Origin of the sequence: Niastella sp. OAS944, assembly GCA_024809215.1 — a bacterium.
Lineage (GTDB): Bacteria > Bacteroidota > Bacteroidia > Chitinophagales > Chitinophagaceae > Niastella.
This window is the reverse complement of the sequence record JANUBW010000010.1, coordinates 111278-136787: the sequence shown is the minus strand read 5'-3', so window position 1 is coordinate 136787 and position 25510 is coordinate 111278. Positions and strand designations below refer to the sequence as shown.

The following is a 25510-nucleotide window of genomic DNA, read 5'->3' as shown; positions in this document are numbered from 1 at the left end:
ATAGCTTTGCCCCAAACACAAATACCCCCGAATGAAAAGATTGTTGCCGTATTTGATAGCCTGCTTACCATTCATTACCACTAAAGGATTAGCTCAACAAAAAGGCCGGCAGGAAAAAGACCTGTCGCAGTACAACTGGAAACTTTGGCTCGATACATTGGCCACCTGGGAAACCGACTCCCTGTACACCCCACCGGTTGACATAAACAAATTACCAATTCATGAACCAACTGGTGGTTGGAACATTTTACAAAAGGCCCCAGGCCGAACCGTTCATTTGCCGGCAACGGTTGAAGAATATTACTGGGGCCGCAACGGCAATTCATTTGGACTGGCCGGAAATTATTTGGGGGTATCGTGGTTCACAACAAATGTGGCTGTACCGCCCACCATGCGCAACAAAAGAATAGTGCTGAAATTTGAAAGCGTGCGTTTTCGCGCTGAAGTATTCGTGAATAAAAAGCTATGCGGTTATGATGTTGTGCCCGGCACCCCGTTTGAAGTAGATATAACCGCTGCAGTAAAACCCGGCATCAACAATGACATCGCCATTCGCATTACCGATCCCAATGGTAATTTCGACTGGCGCGATAGTCAAAACTTTATGTGGGGCGTTTACCGCACACAACCCACCCATGGCTTTGGCGGTATTACCGGCAGCGTAAAACTGGTAGCCACCGACAAAGTATATATCGATGATATTTTTATAAAGAACAAACCCGCCCTTACCGAGGTTGATGTGCAACTCACGGCAAACAATACCGGAACTACAACCGCTGCCGGTAAATATATAATAGATATTCGCGAAGCAGCGGCTCAGAAAAAAGCAGTATTTCACCAGGTAATAGCCAATCAGCAATTAACACCAGGCACCGCCACCAAAACCATTACAGTGGCGTTGCCCAATGCCAGATTATGGAGCGTTGATACCCCCAACCTGTACATTACCACTGTACGTTGGGAAGGCGCCGGCACTGCAGACAGCAGCACAAAACGTTTTGGTTTTCGCTGGTTCGAAGTACGTGATTTAGCCGGCGATCGCCAGTTTTACCTTAACAACAAACGTATTGTTTTACGTACGGCTATCTCCTGGGGCTTTTGGCCAGAGAATGGGATAACACCCAGCGATGAACTGGCAAAGAAACAAGTGCTCGATGCCAAACTTCTTGGGCTGAACATGCTTAACTTTCACCGCACTATTGGGCAACAGAATGTGCTCGACTATGCCGATGAATTAGGTTTATTATATTTTGAAGAACCCGGCGGCAACAGCTACCCCGATAACCTGTTCAACCCCAAAAACGAACTGGAGAAAAAACAAACCACCTTCTACCTTACTGCCCGTACCGAAAAGTTCCTGCGTATGGTTCGCCGCGACAGGAGCCACCCTTCGTTGATCATTTACAACATGCACAACGAAAGAGGTGCACAACCACAAACTGTTGACCGGCACGAAATGCGGGCAGGTCATGCGCTCGATAACAGCCGCATCATTACTTATAATTCCTGTAACGGTAATATAAAACAGAACGAACCCGATCCTAAATTCAAATTACACCTGCGCCCTTACGATACTACGTTCTATGATTACGGTTGGTTCGACCAACACCATGCCGGCGGCCCCGGTGTGTATCATGACAATTTATACATTAACCCAACCAATTACGCCAAGTATACCGATCATAACAACGAGATCATTTACTATGGTGAAGAAGGCGCTATTGGCACGCCGCCCCGTTTGCAACTTATTCGCGATGCTATTTTGAAAAGAGGGAAAGATATAGGTTGGGAAACGGACAGCTACCTGAAATGGTATGATGCTTATGATTCGTTCTTAAAGAACAATGGGTTTACCAAAGCGTATCCTAATGTTGACAGCTTAACCCGTAAAATGGGCAATGTGGCCTATTATTACCAGGGCCGGGTTATTGAGAACGTTCGCATCAACAATACCATCGACGGGTATGCCGTAAATGGGTGGGAAAGCATGAAGCTCGAAAACCACAGCGGTATTGTTGACAATTACCGCAACCTGAAAGGCGATGCCGATCTGATAGCCAAATACAACCAGCCATTGTATATAGCGGTAAAACTCAATCGAAAAGTATTATCGGTTGGCGATACCACCACGGTTGATTGTTACCTGGTAAATGAAAAAAATATTTCAGGCAATTTCACATTGAACATTTCCGCCCAAAATGCCAAAGGCGAAACAGGTTGGAAGAAAGCGATACCTGTTGAAGTAAAAGGCGGTATTGTATATGGTCAGTTATTGTCGGCCGGAAATACCTTTGGGGTAACCACCGCAGGTTATACAACCATTACAGCCATGTTAACCACTGGAAATACCACTGTTGCCAGTGGCCAGGATGAATTGTATGCCGTACAACTAGATACCACCGGTGTTCCCGAGGCATTTAGTATTGCCGATACCGGCAGTGTTTTAAGCAATTACTTTAAAAACATTGGCCTTAATAAATTTAAGAACTACCGCGGAGGTAAACCCGAAGGCCGTGTTTTACTGATCGGGGGCTTTGAACCACAACAAACCGGTAACCCACTGGTGACCGACATTTTGGAATGGGTAAACAATGGCAACACACTGATAGTTGTAAACAACTTTGAACACTGGGCCGATCACCTGGCGAAAAAAGAAGTGCTCGATTACCGAGGCTCAAAAGAATTGGGCAAAAGCTGGTATGGGGGTAATTATTTTTCTAAACAACACCCCTTGTTACAAGGCCTGCCCCAGGCTTGTGTGTTTAATTGGGAGTATCAGTGTTTTGCCTCTTATAATAAAAACCGGTTAGGGTTACGTTTGTCAACCGGCGAATGTGTGGTAGCCTGCGTAAGCGACCACAAACCCGAAGTGTATTCGGCACTGAGTGTAATACCACATGGTAAAGGCAAAGTGATTTTATGCGCCCTTGATATATTCAGTTGTATTAAAGATGTTAAACTGGAAAAGAAAGCGGAAGGTGATGGTGAAAATGCTTCCATGACCACGTTCAATACTTCGCAAAAGAACAGCGCCAATATTGTTGGCCAGCAATTACTGTTGAACCTGTTGAAGTATTGAAGGAATTGATCCCTGCTCTTTTTGTGCCCGTGCAATAATCATGCACGGGTATTTTTTTGCTGGCACAATAGTTTGAGCAGTTACCCAGCTAAACACTAAAACAAATTACTATGCCAGTAAAGAAGAACAAACCTGCTAATAATGAAGTACCTGAATCAAAAAAAGATGCAGATCTGAATCCCGAAAAAGAAAGGTCGGATGCACAGCTAATGACCACCAACCAGGGAGTAAAGGTGAACGACGATCAGAACTCATTAAAGTCCGGCGACCGTGGAAGCACGCTGATGGAAGATTTCATCTTTCGTGAAAAAATGACCCATTTCGATCATGAACGTATACCCGAACGCGTGGTACATGCAAGAGGGTCTGCCGCGCATGGTTATTTTAAACTATACGAATCACAGGCAGCGCTTACCAAGGCAAAATTCCTTACCGATACATCGGTAGAAACACCTGTGTTTGTGCGCTTTTCAACAGTGGCGGGCTCACGCGGTTCAACCGATCTGGCCCGCGATGTACGCGGCTTTGCGGTAAAGTTCTATACCGATGAAGGCAATTTCGATCTTGTAGGGAACAACATGCCGGTGTTCTTTATACAGGATGCCATGAAGTTTCCCGACCTGGTGCATGCCGTTAAACCAGAACCTCATCACGAAATGCCACAGGCCGCATCGGCCCACGATACTTTTTGGGATTTTATATCACTGATGCCCGAAAGCACCCACATGATCATGTGGCTGATGAGCGACCGCGCCATACCCCGCAGTTATCGTATGATGGAAGGTTTTGGTGTGCATACATTTCGTCTTATAAATGAAGAAGGCGTTGCGCACTTTGTAAAATTTCACTGGAAACCAGTCTTAGGCGTTCACTCCGTTGCATGGGATGAAGCTCAAAATATTTCAGGCAAAGACCCCGACTATCATCGTCGCGATCTCTGGGAAGCCATTGAAAGCGGCGCTTATCCCGAATGGGAATTGGGTATACAGGTAGTGCCGGAAGAAGACGAACATAAGTATGAATTCGACCTGCTCGATCCCACTAAAATTATTCCCGAAGAACTGGTGCCGGTACAAAGAATTGGTAAGCTTACATTGAACCGAAACCCCGATAATTTTTTTGCAGAAACAGAGCAGGTGGCTTTCCACGTTGGTAATATTGTACCCGGTATAGATTTCACCAACGATCCGCTGATGCAGGGCCGCCTGTTTTCTTATACCGATACGCAATTGATCCGCCTTGGCGGACCGAACTTTCATGAAATACCCATTAACAGGCCGGTTGTGCCCATACATAACAACCAGCGCGATGGGCATATGCGGCAGCAAATAAATGTAGGCCGAACAAGTTACAATCCCAACTCCATCGGCAGCGGTTGTCCGTTTCAGGCCGGCAAAATGCAGGGCGGGTTTACCTCTTATGCCGAACGCATAGATGCCCATAAAATAAGGGCAAGAAGCCAAAGCTTCCGCGATCATTTCAGCCAGGCAAAACTATTTTACAACAGCCAGAGCGACCCCGAAAAAGATCATATGGTTGATGCATTTTCATTTGAGCTGGGCAAGGTTGAAATAAAAGAAATACGCGAACGCATGCTGGGCATTTTGTCGTTGGTTGATATGGGGCTTGCCAACCGTGTTGCCCGTAATCTTGGTTTGCATGTTCCTGCACCTGAACGGCCCATCAATAAAGGCGTACCTGCCGATGCAGGCGACGAACAGGAACCTATACTGGATGTAAAAAGTTCGGTTGAAGTATCATCGGCACTAAGCATGGCCAACACGGTGAAAAACTCAATTAAAACACGCAAGATTGCGTTCCTTGTTGATGAAGGCGTGAACGACGATTCGGTTGTTTTGCTGCAGGATGCCCTGCTCGATCAGGGAGCTGTGGTTGAGTTGATAGCACCAAGACTGGGTACTATAACAGGGAAGAACAATACTATTATACCGGTGAACAAAAGTTTACTTACAGCAGCTTCGGTGTTTTATGATGCAGTGTATGTACCCGGCGGCGCCAGCAGTGTAGGCTCCCTGGCCAAAGATCACCAGGCCATTCATTTTCTGAATGAAGCATTTAAACATTGTAAAACCATTGCAGCCGATACCGATGCGCTGCCGGTTTTGGAAGCCACCAATTTTGCGAAAAAATTACCTGTGCCTCCCACTACAGATATTAAAGCCGTGGAAGAAGGCCTCATTATACATAACGACATGGGCGTGCTGGGCATACAATTCATAGCCGCTGTGTCGAAGCACCGTTTCTGGGACCGCGAACCAGAACGGAGGGTACCGGCTTAGGTAAGGAGGGGAAAACCTTCTACAATGAAAATCAAGACCTGTAAGGTGCATCATTGACATTCGAACAATCATTATGATGTCTTGCACCTGACAGGTCTTGGTTTTCTTGCTTAAAAATGACCTGTCAGGATCGCATTAACCAACTATAAATGCAAGACTCTAAGGCGAACCTTACAGGTCTTCCCTGGTACTAATTTTATAGAAGTACTATTAAAACAAACAACATGGGTACCGAAGAAAAAATATTCGACATTTCATTCGAACATGATGGAAGAACCTATAAAGGCTGGGCTAACCCATCTGATAAGGTAAATGATAACGGCCAACCCGCCTCCTTTCACGTGGTGTTAAATGATATTTCGTTCGGACATGTATCGCACAACAATGGGGAATGGACGGTTAATGAAGACCGCCCTGAAGGACTGGCAGAAAAGGTTGGAAAAGAAATTGAAAAGCATTATGCCGTATAATTAAACGGCATAATGCGTTAATATAGTCTCAAGTTCTTTCAATATTTCTCTTGTATAAAAAGCCTGTACTTTTTCCGGCTTATCATCGGGTGGCTCTATTTTACCCGACTGTTTTATAATACCGCCATATGCTATGGCATAATAAGCAAACAATTCATTATTCGACTCTGGTACTTTTGAAGCATAACCCGTTATAGCCAAACCCCAGTTACTGATAAATAGTTTACAAACGCTTAGCGCCATTTCATGCGCCACCTGTTCGGCCACACAATTACAGGCTGCAGCACTAATAGGATCAACATCTAACAACCGGCTTTTCTGCCCCAGGTTATACGCTGTTATACCACCCTGAAAAAATTTTGATGCATCTATTGCAGTAGCCAATTCAACCTGAATATTGCCCGATGTTACACTTTCGGCCACTGCAATTGATTGCTGCCGCTCTATTAAAATATTAGCTATAGATTGTATAATAGGATCTGTCATCTTTCACCCTTTCTTTATTTCAAACTCAAAAATTTTATGCCAGCACTTCGCCGGTTAGCAGGGCAACAGGGAACACTTTTAATACTGCCTCCAATGGCATTTTTTTGTGGGCATGTATAGTTTCGCCGGTAAATTCATTCTTCCAGGTAACAGGAGCATTGGCAGGCAACTGTAAATAAACATCGGGTAACAATTGTTTTCCTTTTGCTATTAGCAGCGCGTCTGACACCGGGGCAATAACCAACACCCATTGATCATTATGCTCACGGGCGTAGGCTATAATACCGCAATCGGCAGAAGCATATACGGGTATATAACTTCCATATAGAAAAGTGGCTGCCCGTTCCCTGCGGCATTGTAACGTTTTCCAGGTTATAAATAACTTTTGCTTACCGTTTTGTGTTTCGCAATATAAATAGCTGTACAAAGCCGGCAGGCCTTGCTTCTCTGCTGCTTTAATCTCCTGCAGGTATTTATTGGCTATTGCAAAATTTACAGGACGGCGATTATCAGGATCAACATAACTGTTATTCCATAGTTCGCAACCCTGGTAAGTATCGGGCACGCCGGGCACAGTGAATTTTATGAGCACCTGGCTAAGCGAGAATACATATGCATAGTGTAAAATGTTATTTAAAAATGGCTGAAAACTTTGCAGGAAGTTATGTTTTGGCGAAAGGATCTGTTCTATAAACCGGCAACAGGCTTCTTCATAAGCGCTATCGGGTTGCTGCCAGTCGGTATATATTTTGGCTTCGCGGGCGCTTTTAATAAAGTAATTTTTTAACCGGGTAATATATTCATCAGTTACGTTACCATCGGCGGGGAAACCCGCTATCAACGACTGATAAATAAAGTATTCATCCTGCAACATAGGCGCCTGTTGGCCAATTGCGGTTATAATATATTTACTGTTTATCTGTCGCCATTGTTCAACCAACTGTTTCCATTCATTTACAAACCAGGTTAACACATTCAGGCGAATGCGCCCATCTTCACCACGTTTTGAATCGTGCGTTGAAGTGGCGTTCATTGAATATGGATAATCACGTTGCCGCTGTACGATCCATTTATGAAAATGATCAACAGAAAAGGCTTCAACATCGGGCGTATCGCCTACTTCATTATGCGCCAATAAAGCATTGTATACATAAAAAGTAGTATCCTCAACTCCTTTGGCTGTTAGCGGACCGGTAAACTGCATTAACCGTTTTTGAAAGGAAAGACAATGGCTGTTGGTAATTTCGTCCTGTTCATCGGTATTCCATACAGCTGCTGTTAAATACGTTAATGGTTCCCGCAATTCAGGCGCCCGGAGCATGGCATCGTCAAATGTTTGCTGAATAACCCGTTTTGATTCTTCATCCATACGCCCATCTTCGGGATACAACCGGTACACCGGAAAACAACACATAAACAAAGCCAACGCCTGTTTTACCTTTTCACGATCGATGGTTGCCGGCATCAGTTGCCCATCGTACAGGTTACGTACCAGGTTATCCCATTCGCCACCCATAAATTTTTTCAGAAAAGCCAGTTTCTTTTCAAAGAGAATTTCTTTATAAGCGGGCATCTCAGGAAAAAGCGACCGGTAAAAATTTACCATTTCCTTTGCACCGGTCATATTTGTAAGTAACCAGCTAACCTGCGAACCAAATTCGTACCCGGTGGTGCCCTGCATTGGCCATAATGGCGGCAGGGCTTCATCCCTCTCCAATATCTTTTCAATGATCATATAACATTCCTCACCAAACAATTCACGCAAACCTCTTACATATTCACCGGGTTCGCGCAAGCCGTCAATATGATCGAGTCGTAACCCATGAATGATATCTTCTTCGTACAGATCAACCAGCAGGGAATGATATTCATTGAATACATCCTCATCGTCCATATTAAGAGCGATCAATTCGTTCACCGCAAAAAAGCGGCGATAATTTATTTTATGATTGGCATCCTGCCAAAAGCTTAAATGGTAGTATTGCTGTTGTACAATTTTCTGCAATAACTGTTCATCTGCATTCACCATTGCAAGCAATTGCTTTACCAGCGCTTTATTCTTATCAATAAGCATAAATGGCTGTAGCAAGAACCTTTTGACCTCCAGCCAACTCGTTAATGCCCTGTCGGCTCTTCCGGCAGAATGCAGTTTATACAAAACGTCTGCAAGCGGTTCAAATTCCGGTTCGTATTCCATAACCGATAACAGTACATCGTATGCGCTAATGGAATATGGAAAGGTTTGTTTTTGATATTTTATTTCCAATCCATCCTCTCCAAAACCTAAGGAGATCTCTTTCTGTTGAATACATTCATTTAATGGTTTTCCTAAAACCGGTACCATTAACCGGCCATGCAACTCGGGATCGGGATGATGCCAGTCGATATCGAACCAATTATAATATTGCGAAAATACATCACGTTCCAGCACATCGGCCAGGCGTTTATTGCTCATTGAAAAAACCATATGATTGGGTACTATGTCCTGCAGCCAGGTCATATTGTTTTTTCGTAATGTAGCGGCTATCTGTTGTAATTGCTTAAGGTTGCCAATTTCATTATTCAGGCAAAGCGGGTCACATACATCGTACCCATGTGTACTGCCGGTAGAAGCTGTAAAGACCGGGCTTGCATAAATAGTAGTAATTCCCAGTTCGTGTAAGTATGCTATTTGTTCTGCTACATGTTTAAAGGTAAAGGAGTTGTTTAATTGTAGCCGGTATGTTGATAAAGGGACTTTCATATACAAGGTTATTCGTCTGTGTGGTTAGCAATTTCAAAAACAATGGCAGAGGTTGGATTAAGCTGAAATGGTTCACCGGGTTGAACTATGCCGGCAGTTACATTGCCGGGCCCCTCCCACTGCTCGCCCGAAGAATCAATAATTATTTTACAGGCATTGGGTTTATCGTTCACCATACTTTGCGGCTCTTTATCAAAGTTCAGATAAACGATGAGCACGTCATTGTTACCATGCCGCTCAAATTGCAATACATTGTTCTTAATACGAATATTTCTCACAGCATTGTACCGCCTGAAGTTTAACATGGCCGGCCTGCTTTTTCTAAATGCGATCAGGTGCTGGTAGAAATTGAACAACCCCGGCACTTCATCGAGCTTCCAGGTAAGTTTTGATTGATTGAAAACATCTTCCGATTGCGGATCGGGCACTTCGCCTTCCCAATTGAAATGCGCAAATTCTCTCCGTCGCCCTTCGCGTAAATTATCGATGAGTTCCTGCTCCGAATGACTGGTAAAATACAGAAATGGGTTCTTCTCCCCATATTCTTCACCCATAAATAATAATGGAATATGCGGCGACAATAACAAGGCAGCCGCAGCCAGCTTTAACGCTTCGGCAGATAAAGTAGTACTAAGCCTGTCGCCCAATAATCGATTCCCTATTTGATCGTGGTTTTGTACAAAAGCAATACACTGGTTATAATTAGTGTATTTCGGTTCTGCCCCAAACAATCGCTTGCGATGTTTTGAATACTGCCCGGTATAAACATATGAATGTTGTAACGACATGGCCAACTGTTCCAGTTTGCCAAAGTCTTCATAATACCCATTCTGTTCACCGGTGATAACGGAATGTAATGCATGATGAAACTCATCGACCCATTGGGCATCCATACCAAACCCGCCTTTTTCAACCGGGCTTATGTAACGGGGATTGTTGAGATCGAATTCTGCTATCAAAACTTTTCTTCGCTGAACACGTTGCTCCAGCAACCGTACCTGTTCGGTCAATTCTTCCATGAGGTGTTTGGCGCTGTTGTCGTAAATGGCGTGTACAGCATCGAGGCGAAGCGCATCTATGTGAAATTCATTGAGCCACATGAGTGCGTTCTGAATAAAATAATTGCGCACGCCATCGCACCAGGGGCCATCAAAATTTATAGCGTTGCTCCACGATGCTTTGTATTTATCGGTAAAGTAAGGACCGTAGTGGGCCAGGTAATTCCCTTCGGGCCCCAGGTGATTGTAAACCACATCGAGTACTACGGCAATACCCCGCTTGTGTGCCTCATTCACCAATTGCTTAAGATCATTGGGCGTACCATAATCTTTATGTACGGCAAATGGAAATACGCCATCATACCCCCAGTTATGATGACCGGGGCATTGAGCTACCGGCATAATTTCTATAGCCGTAATGCCCAGCGACTGTAAATAATCAAGTGTTGAAATAATTCCCTGAAAATTGCCGGCAGTGGTAAATGTACCCGTATGCAATTCATAGATGATCATTTCGGCAGGTTCCAAACCCTGCCATTCGTCATCCGTCCAGCTGTATTCGTTGCTAATGATCGCCGATGGCCCATGTACACCTTCGGGTTGCCAGCGCGATGCCGGATCGGGGCGTTTTAATTCGCCATCTAATTGAAACCAATAAAGCATGCCTGGAGTTACATGGTCTATTGTGACGCGCCAATAACCTAACTCACTTTTTTCCATAGGCCATGTAACCTCAGGCGATACCTGTAATATAAGGCTTACCGATTTACATTCCGGCGCCCATACGGTAAAGGAGCATTGGCCATTCGCCTGCAGCGATGCGCCTAATGGGGTATATATGTCGGTCAATTTGTTTTTATGGCATTAATAAAAATCACATGCCAGTAAGTGTATAAATATCAAATACTGATCAAAGTCATAACATACTAATCAGCCCAGGGATCAAGCACCACTTTTACACAATTGTCTTCTTTCTTTTTGAACATAGAATAACCGTCGGAGATCTTACTAAGCGGTAAGCGATGGGTGATGATGTCATTTAAGGTTACCCTGCCATCTCTTACATAGTCCAGTAAAATATCGATGTACTTATGCGCCGGTGCCTGTCCACCCCGCAGGGTAAGGCCTTTATCAAAGAATTGCCCTACCGGAAAGTTATCATACGTAACCGGGTAAACGCCCAGTACCGATACAATACCACTTCGGCGCACAGCGCTCATACAGGCTTCCAGTACTTTTGGACTACCTTTTTCGAGATTGATGACTGCTTTTGCGCGGTCGAGAAAAGTTCTGTCGGGCTCAAAACCTACTGCTTCAATACAAACATCGGCACCACGGCCTTCCGTTGCTGCTCTTATGGTTTCAATAACATTCTGTCCATCATCTTCCCAAAGAATGGTTTCTGCGTTGGCTGCCTTTTTTGCCATATCGAGACGGTATTGTAACGTATCTACAATAAGCACCCGGCCTGCATTTCGTAACCATGCAGCTTTGGCAGCCATTATACCCACCGGCCCCGAACCAAAGATGGCTACAGTTTCACCGCCTTTTACTTCGCCCCAGTCAACACCGGTGTAACCGGTTGGGAAAATATCGGTGAGAAATAAAACCTGTTCATCAGTTAGACTATCAGGCACCCGGCGTGGCCCAATATCGGCATATGGTACCCGCACATATTGCGCCTGACCGCCATCATAACCACCATACAGATCGGTATAGCCAAACAACGCACCGCCTTTTTCTTTAAAAATGCCGCCTTCGGGCCCGTACTTGGGATTACTGTTCTCACAATTACTTACATAACCATGCGTGCAAAAGAAACAATGACCGCAGGCAATGGGGAACGGCACTACTACCCGGTCGCCTCTTTTTAAATTGGTGATGGCTTTGCCGGTTTCTTCCACAATCCCCATAAACTCATGCCCTAACACCATGGGCCGGGCTTGCGGCACACCGCCCGAATAGATATGCAGGTCGGAACCGCAGATAGCAGTGGCCGTTACTTTAAGAATAATATCTCTGTCGTTTTTTAAAACAGGATCGTCAACATTGTCGCAGGTAACCTTACCCGGACCGTGAATTACAGCTGCTTTCATTATTATTTTTTATTTTTTTCGTTTACCGGAGATTGCTTTTTGTTCATACTTTCGGCCGCGGCTTTGTCGGACATTACATTACTCATGGCCACATTTATTTTATTCTTCATACCCGAGATCACCATATCGTCGCCACGCATCAGCGCTTCGTAGCCGTCTTTAGCTACTTTAACCGGATCATCGAGTTTGCCTTCGGCTACGATCTTCGCGTCTTCCATTTCAGCTTTATTAAAGAAGTCGGTATCTGTGGCGCCGGGCAGCAATGCAGTAAGCGTTACGCCGGTATCTTTTACCTCGTTACGAACGGCCTCGGTAAATGATTGCACAAATGCTTTCGTGCCATGATAAACTGATTGCCAGGGGCCGGGCGCTTTACTGGCCACAGAAGAAAGATTAAGTATTTTACCATTGCCACGCTGCACCATGTCTTGCAGAAACAATTTGGTAAGCACTACCAGGGAAGAAATGTTCAGTTGAATGATATCAAGTTCGCGGTAGATATCTGTTTCCACAAACTTTCCATATTGCCCCTGCCCCGCATCGTTTACAAGGATATCGACTACCAGTGCCTGTTCTTTTACTTCATCAAAAACTTCAAATGGGCTTTCTTTAAGAAACAGGTCTTTTGACATGGTAATTACATCAACACCTAATGCTTTAAATTCGCGAGCAGTGGCGTTCAATTCATTTTCATCTCTGGCCACAATAATGAGGTTATGTCCATTATAGGCAAATATTTTTGCCAGCTCAAAGCCAATACCACTGGTACCGCCGCTAATGAGCGTGTAGGTCTTTTCTTCCATAAAAATTTATTGAGTAAATAAATACCCGGTAAGGAAAAACGATGGTGTATGAGGAGAAATCAGCCTTCCCCAACTGCTACCGGGCCTTGTGCATATTGTAACTGTAGAGGCTTACATGTATGCGAGTGTGTAGTATTGCGGCAAAGGATGTGCCATGCCAAGAAAAAATCTCAGATCACAAATTCCAGGAACCAAATACAAAAGGCAGGTATTACAAGGGTTATAAACTGCCCTATTTAATGAGGCGCTGCGTGCGATGGTTGAACCTGTTTATTCAGCAAACGCCAGCGAACACCTACACGTATTTCAGGAGGCGTGCGTACGTTTTGTATAGTTTGTTTAAATGGCGTATTCACCTGTAACATGGCCTCAATGGCTTTGAATTGATAGCTCACTGCAGCATTTGCACTTAATTGAAAACCGGTTACCACGTTTTCATCTTTTGTGTTTACTGAATATAAAAATGTTTTATATGTAGTAACCGTGTCGGCTGATGTCGCATATACCAGTCCTTTCTTCCACCAGTTGGCGCTTATGCCGCCATTCAGCCACCAATGAGGGGCAAACTGATACCCATATTGCAATGAAGCCTGGTAGCCAAACATTTTTACCATTCTTTTTTGCGCGTAAACATTCATGCTGTCATTTAATGGCGCCATGCCGTTACCATAATATTTGTTGGGCAGGGGCGCGCTTATGAAGGGATTAGCTGAAACTGTGATCCGTTGTTTGTTTTTGTTAACCGATAACCAAATGCCTGGTAATAAATATTGATAGGGTTGATCTTTTCCATTGGGTCCCAGCAAATACTGATCGTTGCCTTCAACCGGCACCGGTATACTCCAATGCAACCCGGCTTGTACCCAAACAGCCTTGGCTACACTATCTTCTTTTGGGCTTTTATTAAATAAAGGCAGTGGTATATACGCCTGTACTGAAATAGAATCAGTGAGCGCTACCCCTTCAGGAAAAGCAAATGGCAGGCACCGTTCATCATTGTCCCCGCTCATTGCATTTTCCCTTACAGGCTGGCGTAGTTTCGTATGCGTTTTTGTTGCATATGCATTACGTTTGTTTGTATTTTGTGCTGTTAGTATTGGTATGGGTGTATAAATATCTTTACTGTTTTTAACCGGGTGGGGTTTATCAACAGCAACAGTATGCGTTGTATGTTTTGTAGTTACCGTTTCTCTTTGTTGCCCGAACCATATAATTGCAACTGCACTTATAAGTAATGCAGCAAATAACAGGCACCCAACGGGCGGTATCCATATAATGAACCGGCGTTTCTTTTCTTGGGGGTCAAGCTTTTTTTGCATTTCATCCCAGGCGAAATCGGCCGGTATTAGGGGCACCGGGCTATCTGCTTCTGTAAAAAATCTTTTATTTAAATTATGATCGTTCACCGGGCAAATAATTAAAGTGTAAAATATTTTTTCAACACCGGTTTCATTATACGCCGGCTTTCTGTCAAATGCCACTTAACGGTGCCTGTGCTTATCTCTAACCGCTCGGCTATTTCAGGTATTTTGTATTGTTCCAGGTAAAACAAGCTAAATACCAGCCGCGTGGCAGGTGGCAAACGATCGAGAAACTGATAAATATCTTTCCACTCCAGGTTTTGCAAAATGCTTCTTGTATTGTCCAATTCATCGTATTCCTCAACACTGCCAATGGTTGCTTTTACAGTTACTTTTAATTTATCAAGCGCCGTATTTCTTACAATGGTATAAACCCAGTTGAAAAAAATTCCCTGATCGGGGTCATAAGCAGGGAGCGCCCTGAACACTTTCATCATACCATCATTTACCGCTTCCAGCGCTGCATGATCGTCGTGAAAGAATTTCTTGCACAACACAAACATCGACGGATACAGATGCCGGTATAATTTCTCCTGGCTCAGGCGATCGTTCCTGATACAGTTTTGAATAATTACATGTAGATCTTCCAGGGCGCGCACTTTAATAAAAACGGGTTTGGTATAATATCATTCTTTGCCAGCATGTCTTTTGCTAAAACCTATTTTAACACTTTTGGCTCAATAATAACGCCTTCGGTATAGGGCCAGTTAAATTCATAAAGCGTATGATATTTAGATACAACAAGGTTTCCTTTATAAGTTTTGTTATCAAAGGAAATTTCAACAGGATATGTTCCATCATTCCAATAAGCTTTCGTAAAACAGGTACTTACTGCAGGTAAGTTAACCGGTTCGCAGGCATCGCGTAACCAAACGCTGGTAAAGGAAATGGCTACTTTACTTACATCACTTGCATTATTATACAAGATAAAGGAATTAAGGCAGTCGTAATTTTTACTGGTGCTTGCTATAAAGGTTAAGGTTGAATCGCCATGAAAATAAGGTTGCAATGTAAGCCGGTCGCCTGCCAGTGATTTTAATTTATTAGCGGGTATAACAGCAGGTGCAGCATATTTTTCATTGTTATCCCAGGCCGGTTCCTTGCACAAACCAACAGCGGTAGTGGTATCGATACCCTTATTCACCAAAACACATATTGTATTATTAGCCCATTTATCAAATGAAGTATAAACCAGCTTAACCATACTGCTGTCTGTTGAATATTGTAATACCATTGCCCTGGCGGGAAGTTTCCAGGAGAAATGGGCACCGGCCGGTGCATTCGCCACTTTTGCGATCAAAGGCTCGCCAACGGATATTTTATCGGCTGACAACGCTAACGTCATCATTTCAGTTGCAGGCTTTTTGCAACATGATAAAAATATGATCGATAAAATAGCTATCATTACATGTATAGTTCGCATAACTTCATTGGGGTTTATAATATGAACGGTGCACAAAACCCGGAAGGATGGGTAAATTTAAAAAAAAGAGGCTACCCATACGGATAGCCCCCATTTCTGCGAAAATTCAAACCTACTGCACAATTAATTGCTTCGATTGATCGGTTTTCGTGTTCTTTATTTTTAACAGGTAAGTGCCTGCTGTTAAGAATTTAGGTTCTATAACATAGCGCATGCCGGTAGTGTTGGCTTCAAACACCTTCGCGCCTTGCAGATTAAATAAAGTGATGGTCGTTTTCTCGTTGTCATCATTCAGAAAATCGAGCGTAACGCGGGTATTCAGTCGGGCCGGGTTAGGATACACCTGCATCTTTACCAAATTGCTGTTACCAACGGTACGCATGGCCGGTACATCGTGCGAACAATACTTCGACCAGTCGATACCAACGGTAGCTTCTGTTGCCGGAGCTTCGCTTCTTGCAGAAGACAAAGTAGCCGAGTTATACCATTTTGTATTTACACTGGCAGCGCCGGTAACACCGGTCACTAAACGCAGTCGATAATCGTAATGCGCTTTGCGTGTTGTTTCGCCATTATAAATATAATCGGTATTGGTAATAACAGCTATCACTACGTTATTGGCTGGTGGCGAAGTAAGGTTCAAAGTACAGGCCCCGCTGCTCACCGGTGTACTGTACACCGGCACACCGGTGGTTGTTCGATACACCAGTTGGCAGGTCATGTTAGCGCCAATGGGTTCAAAGTTCACCGTAACCGTATTGCCGCTTACAGTAAGGGGTATTTGATTTGCGCCCGACCATCCGGGTAAGGTAGTAGCATCGGGCGTAAGTAAGCCATTGTTATTCGTTGTTTTGGCATATGGTGTGGCTATCCATACAGGTGGGTTCATCCACGATGGTTGCCATTCGGCGCCAATTGACTGTTGCCAATGCGCATTCAATAAGGCAAGCACGGCGTTTTTCCATGGGCCAAAATCAACCAACGCTTGTTTGGCGCGATATTCAGTGATGAGGCGGCGGGTTTGCGCAGCGCCCAAACCACTGGCAATACCTTCCAATACACGGGTTGGTGAATAACGCCAGATCCAGGGCACGGCGCCATCGCCTAATGTATTACCCAAAAAGGTTGGGAATGAACTGCTGTACTGATGACCTCCCAGGTAAGTACGCCAGGTACAAATTTGCTGATTGCCGTTGAACATATTAACACCTTCTGCCGACGGGCCGCCAAAGCTGCCATCCTGCAACCAGCCGCTGTAACATTCAATAGGCATAAAGGGCGCAATGAAATCGGTACCATTTAAATCGCCCATGGAACCGAAGTTATTGGTGCGACGTGCATCGGCTGTTTGCTGTAACCATACATTACCACCTTCATGAAACCAGGCCGATTGTTTTACCCCGGGCAAATCGGCCAACAGGGAATGTATGCCTTCATGGGTCATAGCACCTTGCTGAGATACCCTGTCGCCGTATGGACAGGCTGGGTCAAAACTATAAACAGGGTAATACGATGCCAGTATCATAGGCCAGTTTGTTCCATTATAATAAATGGCGCTTTGCCAGCCACCCAATGCCGTATTTGGCGCATTATCGGTACACAGGCCCGAACCATATAAATATACCGAGCTGCGATAACCGTTTTTGGCGCGCAGATCGGGTGGCCAGCCCATTTGATCGCGGAAATAAGTAAAATCAGTATTCAGGCGGGCGAGCATTGGCGTAATGGCATTTGTAGTTACCAGTGAATTTTTGTTGGGCCCCCACCTAAAACACCACCAGTTTGATGATTGGGTGCCCACCACCTGCGGACAATCATTTAAAACATTTGTTGGTGTAGGTAAGCTTGGAAATTCAGTTTTGAAATTGTAATTGATGGTGGGCGAATAGGCCGGCCAGGTATAAGGCGAGCCATTGCCGCCACCACCGCCGCCTACAACGGTACCATACACCCGCCATTCAAGCATACCGGTGCTTTGGGTGGGGTTAAGCATGGTTACGCGAAGGCGTGTCATATTAATATTGTTTACCGCAAGCGTATTGAACGCATTGGTAGCCAAGGGAACGTTACCGATGTTCACCCAGGCCGATCCGTTCCAGTATTCGGCATAAGCAGTAGTTGGAGTTAACACCCCTCCCCCATCATTGAACCAATACACCTGAATAGAGGTTACCGTGTACGTTTGCGACCAGTCGTACTGCACCCATTGCAGCGAATTGGGATTGTTCCAGTTACCATAGGCCCCATTTGTTTTGTCGTTCGAATTGGCGGGGGTAAACCCATCGTTGAGGGCGGCAATGGTTTCCCATGGGGAAACATACGACGTAGAAGCAACCGCATTGGATGCAATGTTGGTTTGTGCCCTAGCCTTGGTTACGCACAGGCATGCGATGATCAGAAAAAATCGAATTTTCTTCATACAATAAAGTTTTAAAATGAAAAGAAACTAAATCTAACAGAAGAGTGAGAGGGGAAGTCTTCGGGCAAAATTCATACCGGTCACAAATATACTAAGCCGGCTAAAAATGCAATATTCAAAAATTAACCCGTTGTTGTTAGCCATTGACCAATAAAAAAATCCCGGCGGTACCGCCGGGACTGTGATTAATGTTTAAGCGACAATTACTCGACCTTAATGGTTTTTGATGTTTGTTTTACCTTTTCATTTTTTGGTAAGCTCAAATAAAGAATACCATTTTCATAACGGGCAGTTATGCTGTTGGTATCAACGGAATCGTTCAGGTGAAAGCTGCGGCTGAAGGAACGTTTACGAAATTCCTGCCGAACCCAGCCTTCCTGGTTGTTGCCCTCTTTGCTTTCATTCTTTTCTTCAAATGAAACGGTAAGCATATCGCGGGTAACGTTCAATTGAAAATCTTCTTTACGCAAACCTGGCGCAACCAGTTCCATTTCATATGTTGTATCGGTTTCCCGCAGGTTTACGGGTACTTTATTGTTACCCATATTGCCACTGGCTCCCCAAAATGAATCATCGAAAAAGCGGGACAAGTTATTTTGGAAGATCTGATCTACCACAGTTCCAAAATTAGCGGGTTGAGCGTTGTATTCTCTTTTCAATAGGTTTGCCATATAAACCTCCTTTTTAATGGATTTGTTTATAATATTTAGATAGCTGTTGGTGATTAAAAAATAATAAATGGATTATTGTCGTGGTCATTGTTCCGGATACAGCGGATAATAAAATTGGTGTAGTGTTTAACCGGCATCCAGAACTGGTTGTACCAATTGCTTAATGTAGATCTCATAATTTTAATTTACTATAAGGTTCATGCAATAAGTGGTTAGTACAAATTTCAAATTCAACTAAACGTGTAATGGGCGGAGGTTTCGCCGCAAAATGGGCTTTTGAAAGATTTACACGGTTTACCATAGTATTATGTTTTTGAATGGTTTAATAAACAAAAGCATAAATGGAAATTCATTAATTTCTATAAGGTTTTTTTCAAGTTGTATGCCAATAGGCCATTCTTATAATTCAGGCTAAATTTTTGTCATTTTTTATGCAGAAAATGCAGGAAGAAACAGGTGTTGGGTTGAAATTTTGACAGCATGCAACAGTACTTTTTGCGAATTCTATAAGCCACTCGCTGATTTTAGTAATTCATTGAGCGAATTCTATAGGCTATGTGCTGATCTTAGCTGTTCATTTCGCTAATTCTATAACCCATTTGCTGTTTTCAGTTATACATTCATCAAATTCAGTAGTGCCTTTGACGAATTCACTGGTGCATTCGCTCTGCGGAGTACAGAATTCAGCATATGGTATAGAGAAAACCGCTCATGTTTTATAGAAATCGTTCAACGGACTATAGAACTCAACTAAAGTTTTATAGAATTCAGCATAGTGCTAATAGAATTCGACAAATGGGTAATAGAATTCGCATAATTGCTTATTGAATTCGACAAATGGTTAATAGAATTTGACGAATGAATGATTGATTTCGCACAATGGGTTATAGAAATCGACAAATGTTTAATAGAATTCTGCAAATGAGTGATAGAAAACGCCCAATAGGTAATAAAAATCACAAAATGAGTAAGTGAACACGCCAAAAGCACTGCTCATATTAAAATTTTATCTATCAAAAGCAGAGAACTGAAAACTGTAAACTGCGAACAGTGACTGTAAACTGTGAACTGTGAACTGAAAACTAAAAACTACCAACTATTTCTCCCCCATTGGGCCTACAGGTGGCATTGTGTTCTTTTATGGGTTACATTTGCAGCCTTTAAATTACGAAAGCGCATCATAAATGCCCGGGGGATTTCGTTAATAGCAGCTCAGTTACAATGAGTTCTATAAAAACGCCCCTTTATAAACCAAAACCTGCCAAATCCCTGAATTTGCAGGTTTTCATATGAAAACGGGGGTTTATAGAAAACTTTCATAAAAAATCCTTCATCCCTTAATTTTACAGCTTATTATCACTGCCTATGCCGCAAGATAAAAACCGTCAGTTCCTGGATTTTGAAAAACCGATCAAAGATCTTTTTGATGATATAGAAGGCTTGAAGCAAAAGGCCGAAAAGAGCAAACTTGATCTAACTGACCCTATTAAGAAACTGGAAGAACGTGTTGTGGAGACTCGTAAGGCTATTACACAAAACCTTACGCCCTGGCAAAAAGTGCAGTTAAGCCGTCACCCCGACCGTCCGTATACGATGAAATATATTTCCAAACTCGCCACCGATTTTGTGGAGTTGTTTGGAGACCGGAATGTTAAAGACGATAAGGCCATGGTGGGCGGTTTCGCCAACCTCGAAGGTCAAACCGTAATGATCATTGGTCAGCAAAAAGGTATCAATACCAAGGCACGCCAGTTGCGTAACTTTGGTATGGCCAATCCCGAAGGGTACCGCAAGGCCCTGCGGTTGATGAAGCTGGCCGAAAAGTTTGATAAACCGATCATTACACTTATCGATACGCCCGGTGCCTACCCAGGTCTTGAGGCCGAAGAAAGAGGCCAGGGAGAAGCCATTGCCCGCAATATTTATGAAATGATGCGGCTGAAAGTTCCGGTAATATGTGTGATCATTGGTGAAGGAGCTTCCGGCGGTGCCATGGGTATTGGTGTTGGTGATAAAGTATTTATGCTTGAAAATACCTGGTATACAGTTATTTCGCCCGAAAGCTGCAGCTCTATTCTTTGGCGTAGCTGGGACCAGAAAGAGAAAGCAGCCGAACAGTTAAAACTCACTGCAGATTATATGTATGAATTTGGATTAATTGATGGTATCATTCCAGAGCCTGTAGGCGGCGCACACTGGGATTATGATGAGGCCGCCAATTTATTGAAGCCATACCTCATTAACACCATCAACGAGCTGAAACAGATGGACCCTGAAGAGCGTGTTCGAAAGCGGATCGAGAAGTTTAACAAGATGGGCTTCTGGGACGAATTACCCGCCTAGACCTTATTTCTATTCAGCTTAACCAAATTTCAAATGGCCAATCCCGCCTTTGCGGGAAAAGCCCCAAACATAATATGCTCCTGGCAGCAACCAGGATTCAATCTTAAACATATGTCTCTTCGTCAATCATTATACGGTACCGGTGTGGCGCTGGTTACCCCGTTCAAATCAAATGGAGATGTTGATCTTGACGCTTTAAGTAAAATCATCGATTTCGTTATCGATGGCGGCACCGAATACGTAGTTACGCTTGGCACTACCGGCGAAACACCTACACTTAGCAAAGAAGAAAAAATAGCTATAGTTCGTTTTACCTACGAAAAAGTGAACAGCCGTGTTCCCGTTGTAGTAGGTATTGGCGGTAACAATACTGCTGAATTAATAAAAGAACTGGAAACTTTTCCTTTAGATAAAGCTACCGCTGTTTTAAGCGCCAGCCCTTATTATAACAAACCTTCCCAGGAAGGCATCTTCCAGCATTACAAAGCGCTGGCTGCTGCTTCGCCCAAACCTATCTTATTATATAATGTTCCCGGCCGTACCGGTCGTAACATGACGGCCGCTACTACCCTGCGCCTGGCTAATGAAGTAGCTAATATTGGCGGTATTAAGGAAGCCAGTGGCGATATGGCCCAGTGTATGCAAATTCTGCGCGACCGCCCCAAAGATTTCCTGGTGGTTAGTGGCGACGATGCATTGGTGCTTCCTCAAATTGCCTGTGGTATGGATGGTATTATCAGCGTTGCTGCCAATGCCTTCCCACAACAGTTCACACACATGGTTCGCCAGTGTTTGAAAGGTGATTTCAAAGCTGCTAAGTCCTTAAACGATGTTCTTATCGAAGCTTACGAATTGATGTTTGCTGAGAATAATCCAGCCGGTGTAAAAGCATTTATGGCTGAACAAAATTTGCTCGGAAACTACCTTAGAATGCCGATGCTTCCGTTGAGTGAAGGGCTGCATGAGCAGGTGAAAAGCTTCTTAAAAGGCAAATAAAAATATCGAATATTAAATATTGAATGTCGAATGTCGAAATATCGCATTCGACATTTTTATTTTACTTCATTATTCAACATTGGAAATTCGTTATTCGATATTACTTCTGAAGGGCCCTAAAAGTAACTCCTTCCAGTGCCAGACTGGTATCGGGAAAAACCTCACAGGCTTCCTGTTCAAAAATATCCAGCTTATCGTATTTTGAACTGAAATGACCAATAAGCAATCTCCCTACCTGGGCTTTCTTTGCTATACAGGCGGCTTGCGCAGTTGTGGAATGAAAACGCATGGCAGCCCTTAGATCGAGGTCCTTTAAATAAGTGGTTTCGTGATATAACAGGTCAACACCCCTGAACTTCTCAATCAGTTCCTCATCGTAAATAGTATCGGCGCTGTACGCGTACGATAACGGTTTTACCCCCGGGTTAGTTACCCATTCATTTTCTATCAGCTCCCCTTTTTTATTGGTATAATCATCGCCCCATTTCAACCGGTCGTAAAATGCAGCGGGCACACCGTATTCAATGGCCTTTTCGGGATTTACGCGGCGTGGCGCCCGCACCTGGTCGAACCGGAAACCCCAGCAGGGTATACGGTGTTTGGTGGGGAAACAGGTTACTTTAAATTTATCGTTCTGAACGATCACCCCTTCTTTTTCGAGCGGATAAAAATGCAACGGGTAAGGCAGCAGGTTGGAAGCCGCTTCCAGCTGAAGGTCGAGTATTTTTTGCAAAGGAGCCGGTGCAAACAAATGCAGGTCATTCTCACGATGCAACAATCCCATGCTGTGTAAAAAGCCCGGTAAACCAAAGTAATGATCGCCGTGCAGGTGTGAAATGAAGATGTAATTGATGCGCGACCAGCGAATGCGATATTTCGCCAACTGTTGCTGCGTGCCTTCGCCGCAGTCTACCAGGAATAAGTTATCATCCAGCGTCACCACTTGCGACGTAGGATGCCGGTCGTAGGCCGGCAATGCAGAATTATTTCCCAGTATAGTAACAGCCAGCATTCAATTTGTTAAAAGGTTATCACTTTGTTTAAGACGACTATGTAAGTCATTATGCTGCATTTCGTTACACAAATTTATGCAATTGAATGCAACACCCGTAAAACACTTATTAAACGCTACATACCAGTTATTATATAATACGTACATTTCGCTTAACCAATTGGCAATTTGCAATAGACAATTGGCAAGCGAGGCCGAACTTTGAGCATTGCCTATTGCCCATTGCTTATTGTCCATTGGTTTTTATAACGTAAATCAATACTGCCGGATTGTATTTAAAATGTCGGCCAGATAGCTTTTGCCAAACAAATTTAAGTGAATAAGTAAGGGATATAAGTTACACACTTCCCATTGTTGCCGGTAATTGGTTGGCAACGGAAAATGATAGTTGTAACTTTCATAGAACCGGGCGTCAAAACCGCCAAAAAGCGTCGTCATGGCCAAATCCATACTTCTATGGCCATAATATACTGCGGGGTCAATTAAAACGGGTTTGCCTTTATCATCGCACAAAAAGTTGCCGCTCCAAAGGTCACCATGCAGTAACGTTGGCGGTTCTGCCTGAAATATAACACCTAATTGTTGATATAGTTTTTCAAAATGTTTTGCATGAGCAGGTTCCAACAGCTTATGATCGAGGGCCAGGTTTATTTGTGGTTGTAGCCGTTGGTGAATGAAGAAGTCTGTCCAGCTATCGGTGAGTTTGTTGCTTTGCGGCAGGGCGCCCATATAATTATTCGTAGCTAAACCAAACTGGTTATGATGTACGTGGTGCAGGGTTGCCAGCTGGCGGCCAAAAGTTTCCCAAAATGCATCTGATCTCAGGCCCTGCTCTATCCATTCAAGTATCAGAATTTGGGTGCCGTTTATTTGTTCATTGGCTATTACTTTGGGTATTCGTATCAACTGTTGGCTGGCCAGTAATGCCAGTCCGCTTTGTTCGGCATCAAACAGCCCGGGCAATGTAGCCTGACTATTGATCTTGCAAAAAAAGGTTTGCTTATCGGTTTTAATGCGGTAGGTATCGTTTATTGAACCACCGCCCACCGTATTAAACGTACAAGTATCGTTTAATAATGCCTGTATGTGTAATTGAACGTTATGGCTAAGCATGAATCAATTTCAGGTTACAGGTTTCAGGTTACAGGGGTACCGGCATTTAAAGCCTTGCAACCTGCACCCTGAACCCTGTAACGGCTAAAAAATATACAACTTGCTTTCACTATTGATAAATCAAGTTATGACAACAACAACTTGCATTCATGTAATAATCTATCCTTATTAACAGCAGCAGTACCTACCTCCTCACAAACCAGTCCACCTGCAATGTTTGCTACTTCGGCCATAAGGTCAATGCGCTGGGTAGCAGCGTATATCAGCGAGGCAACGGCAATTACCGTATCGCCTGCACCCGATACATCGGCAATATTCCTTAAATGCGAAGGAATTATTTTCGCCGTGCTGTTCTGTTGGTAAAACACACCTTTTTCCGAAAGGGTGATGAAGGAAATAGCATGACGTAATTTCTTTTGCAGCTGCAGATGTATGTCGTTTAACGTAGGAAGGTTAACATCATCTATCAGCAGGTTCAACCCGTCTTTTACTTCTTTCAAATTGGGTTTAAAAATATCTACGCCTTCGTATGAAAAGAAATTCTTTCGTTTGGGGTCAACCGTAGTAATAACGCCATGTTGTTTACACAGGGCCGTTACTTCTTTTATCACCCGTTCGGTAAGAACTCCCTTGTTATAATCTTCGAATATGATAACCTGCGGACGTTCACTGGTTATATATTGATGTACCTTTTCGATCAGGGCATTCTCATCATCAACGCTCAGGTCTTTGGTGATCTCTGCATCTAAGCGCATCATTTGCTGGTTGCGGCTAATAATGCGGGTCTTAGCAGTGGTTATACGCGATGGCTGTTGAGCTATCCACGATGTTTTGATATGGTTCTCGTTGAACAGCTTTATTAAAGCACTGCCATTTTCGTCATTCCCCATTACTGAAAGAACAGATACCTGTGCGCCAAGCGCCCCCAGGTTTAATGCTACATTCCCCGCGCCACCAATACGATGTTCTTTTTTATCGAGCGCTACAACGGGTACCGGTGCTTCAGGTGAAATTCTATCTACATGCCCCCACCAGTAAATATCCAGCATCACATCACCTATCACACCTGCTTTTATCGTTGAAAATGAACTAAACAGTTTATCAAAATCTATCTTACTCATAAAATCTATTGTTCCAGGTTACCAGTTACCGGATACCAGTTTCCGGGACTGAATTTCGATCACGCTGCAAATTATT

19 protein-coding genes are annotated in these 25510 nt (G+C 43.7%); 5 read left to right on the top strand and 14 right to left on the bottom strand.

What is annotated here, in order from left to right:
- Window positions 1-31: 31 nt before the first annotated feature.
- From GGD38_RS30565 to GGD38_RS30555, 3 genes are all read left to right on the top strand, one after another.
- Window positions 32-3079 carry a sugar-binding domain-containing protein gene (locus GGD38_RS30565; protein WP_375303451.1) on the top strand — a complete coding sequence of 1016 codons (3048 nt, stop codon included), beginning with the start codon at window positions 32-34 and terminating at the stop codon, window positions 3077-3079.
- Between the two features lie 110 nt (window positions 3080-3189).
- A complete protein-coding gene (locus GGD38_RS30560; protein WP_375303452.1) occupies window positions 3190-5379 on the top strand; it encodes a catalase in 2190 nt (729 codons plus the stop codon).
- Between the two features lie 224 nt (window positions 5380-5603).
- Window positions 5604-5849, top strand: a complete 246-nt coding sequence (locus GGD38_RS30555; protein ID WP_375303453.1) for a hypothetical protein — start codon at window positions 5604-5606, stop codon at window positions 5847-5849.
- On the opposite strand, the gene GGD38_RS30550 is transcribed toward GGD38_RS30555, so the two are convergent.
- The 11 genes from GGD38_RS30550 to GGD38_RS30500 all read right to left on the bottom strand — a co-directional run bounded on the left by GGD38_RS30550 (window position 5850) and on the right by GGD38_RS30500 (window position 19025).
- The gene (locus GGD38_RS30550; protein ID WP_375303454.1) at window positions 5850-6335 is read right to left on the bottom strand and encodes a CinA family protein; all 486 of its coding nucleotides are present in this window, start codon (window positions 6333-6335) and stop codon (window positions 5850-5852) included. It lies immediately after the preceding gene.
- 34 nt (window positions 6336-6369) lie between these two features.
- Window positions 6370-9078: a malto-oligosyltrehalose synthase gene (gene treY / locus GGD38_RS30545; protein ID WP_375303455.1), complete on the bottom strand. Its 2709-nt coding sequence runs from the start codon at window positions 9076-9078 to the stop codon at window positions 6370-6372.
- Window positions 9079-9086: 8 nt separating this feature from the next.
- Window positions 9087-10925, bottom strand: coding sequence for a malto-oligosyltrehalose trehalohydrolase (gene treZ, locus GGD38_RS30540; protein WP_375303456.1), 1839 nt, complete (start codon window positions 10923-10925; stop codon window positions 9087-9089).
- A gap of 77 nt (window positions 10926-11002) precedes the next feature.
- Entirely contained in the window at window positions 11003-12172 is a 1170-nt protein-coding gene (locus tag GGD38_RS30535) for a zinc-dependent alcohol dehydrogenase (protein ID WP_375303457.1), read from the bottom strand.
- A gap of 2 nt (window positions 12173-12174) precedes the next feature.
- Window positions 12175-12975, bottom strand: a complete 801-nt coding sequence (locus GGD38_RS30530; RefSeq protein WP_375303458.1) for an SDR family NAD(P)-dependent oxidoreductase — start codon at window positions 12973-12975, stop codon at window positions 12175-12177.
- 236 nt (window positions 12976-13211) lie between these two features.
- Window positions 13212-14381 (bottom strand): hypothetical protein, encoded by a 1170-nt coding sequence (locus GGD38_RS30525; protein ID WP_375303459.1) that lies wholly within the window; start codon window positions 14379-14381, stop codon window positions 13212-13214.
- A gap of 11 nt (window positions 14382-14392) precedes the next feature.
- The gene (locus GGD38_RS30520) at window positions 14393-14935 is read right to left on the bottom strand and encodes an RNA polymerase sigma factor (protein ID WP_375303460.1); all 543 of its coding nucleotides are present in this window, start codon (window positions 14933-14935) and stop codon (window positions 14393-14395) included.
- 59 nt (window positions 14936-14994) lie between these two features.
- Window positions 14995-15759, bottom strand: coding sequence for a hypothetical protein (locus GGD38_RS30515; protein WP_375303461.1), 765 nt, complete (start codon window positions 15757-15759; stop codon window positions 14995-14997).
- A 112-nt stretch (window positions 15760-15871) separates the two neighbouring features.
- Window positions 15872-18178 carry a T9SS type A sorting domain-containing protein gene (locus tag GGD38_RS30510; protein WP_375303924.1) on the bottom strand — a complete coding sequence of 769 codons (2307 nt, stop codon included), beginning with the start codon at window positions 18176-18178 and terminating at the stop codon, window positions 15872-15874.
- Between the two features lie 203 nt (window positions 18179-18381).
- Window positions 18382-18849, bottom strand: a complete 468-nt coding sequence (locus tag GGD38_RS30505) for an Hsp20/alpha crystallin family protein (protein ID WP_375303464.1) — start codon at window positions 18847-18849, stop codon at window positions 18382-18384.
- A 53-nt stretch (window positions 18850-18902) separates the two neighbouring features.
- Window positions 18903-19025 (bottom strand): hypothetical protein, encoded by a 123-nt coding sequence (locus tag GGD38_RS30500; protein WP_375303465.1) that lies wholly within the window; start codon window positions 19023-19025, stop codon window positions 18903-18905.
- A gap of 1189 nt (window positions 19026-20214) precedes the next feature.
- Between GGD38_RS30500 and GGD38_RS30495 the strand changes: the two genes are divergently transcribed.
- The gene (locus tag GGD38_RS30495; protein WP_375303466.1) at window positions 20215-21192 is read left to right on the top strand and encodes an acetyl-CoA carboxylase carboxyltransferase subunit alpha; all 978 of its coding nucleotides are present in this window, start codon (window positions 20215-20217) and stop codon (window positions 21190-21192) included.
- A gap of 111 nt (window positions 21193-21303) precedes the next feature.
- Window positions 21304-22188, top strand: coding sequence for a 4-hydroxy-tetrahydrodipicolinate synthase (dapA, locus tag GGD38_RS30490; protein ID WP_375303467.1), 885 nt, complete (start codon window positions 21304-21306; stop codon window positions 22186-22188).
- Window positions 22189-22288: 100 nt separating this feature from the next.
- Here dapA and GGD38_RS30485 read toward each other — a convergent pair whose 3' ends face one another.
- The 3 genes from GGD38_RS30485 to GGD38_RS30475 all read right to left on the bottom strand — a co-directional run bounded on the left by GGD38_RS30485 (window position 22289) and on the right by GGD38_RS30475 (window position 25434).
- Complete coding sequence (locus GGD38_RS30485; RefSeq protein ID WP_375303468.1) at window positions 22289-23200, bottom strand: ribonuclease Z; 912 nt, start codon at window positions 23198-23200, stop codon at window positions 22289-22291.
- Between the two features lie 255 nt (window positions 23201-23455).
- Entirely contained in the window at window positions 23456-24313 is an 858-nt protein-coding gene (locus GGD38_RS30480) for a fructosamine kinase family protein (protein ID WP_375303469.1), read from the bottom strand.
- Between the two features lie 125 nt (window positions 24314-24438).
- Complete coding sequence (locus tag GGD38_RS30475; protein WP_375303470.1) at window positions 24439-25434, bottom strand: bifunctional heptose 7-phosphate kinase/heptose 1-phosphate adenyltransferase; 996 nt, start codon at window positions 25432-25434, stop codon at window positions 24439-24441.
- Window positions 25435-25510 lie beyond the last annotated feature (76 nt).

Coding starts and splice junctions, on each gene's coding strand:
- GGD38_RS30565 (WP_375303451.1), top strand. CDS start 32: ATGAAAAGATTGTTGCCGTATTTGATAGCCTGCTTACCATTCATTACC.
- GGD38_RS30560 (WP_375303452.1), top strand. CDS start 3,190: ATGCCAGTAAAGAAGAACAAACCTGCTAATAATGAAGTACCTGAATCA.
- GGD38_RS30555 (WP_375303453.1), top strand. CDS start 5,604: ATGGGTACCGAAGAAAAAATATTCGACATTTCATTCGAACATGATGGA.
- GGD38_RS30550 (WP_375303454.1), bottom strand. CDS start 6,335: ATGACAGATCCTATTATACAATCTATAGCTAATATTTTAATAGAGCGG.
- treY (WP_375303455.1), bottom strand. CDS start 9,078: ATGAAAGTCCCTTTATCAACATACCGGCTACAATTAAACAACTCCTTT.
- GGD38_RS30535 (WP_375303457.1), bottom strand. CDS start 12,172: ATGAAAGCAGCTGTAATTCACGGTCCGGGTAAGGTTACCTGCGACAAT.
- GGD38_RS30530 (WP_375303458.1), bottom strand. CDS start 12,975: ATGGAAGAAAAGACCTACACGCTCATTAGCGGCGGTACCAGTGGTATT.
- GGD38_RS30515 (WP_375303461.1), bottom strand. CDS start 15,759: ATGCGAACTATACATGTAATGATAGCTATTTTATCGATCATATTTTTA.
- GGD38_RS30510 (WP_375303924.1), bottom strand. CDS start 18,178: ATGAAGAAAATTCGATTTTTTCTGATCATCGCATGCCTGTGCGTAACC.
- GGD38_RS30505 (WP_375303464.1), bottom strand. CDS start 18,849: ATGGCAAACCTATTGAAAAGAGAATACAACGCTCAACCCGCTAATTTT.
- GGD38_RS30500 (WP_375303465.1), bottom strand. CDS start 19,025: ATGAGATCTACATTAAGCAATTGGTACAACCAGTTCTGGATGCCGGTT.
- GGD38_RS30495 (WP_375303466.1), top strand. CDS start 20,215: ATGCCGCAAGATAAAAACCGTCAGTTCCTGGATTTTGAAAAACCGATC.
- dapA (WP_375303467.1), top strand. CDS start 21,304: ATGTCTCTTCGTCAATCATTATACGGTACCGGTGTGGCGCTGGTTACC.
- GGD38_RS30485 (WP_375303468.1), bottom strand. CDS start 23,200: ATGCTGGCTGTTACTATACTGGGAAATAATTCTGCATTGCCGGCCTAC.
- GGD38_RS30480 (WP_375303469.1), bottom strand. CDS start 24,313: ATGCTTAGCCATAACGTTCAATTACACATACAGGCATTATTAAACGAT.
- GGD38_RS30475 (WP_375303470.1), bottom strand. CDS start 25,434: ATGAGTAAGATAGATTTTGATAAACTGTTTAGTTCATTTTCAACGATA.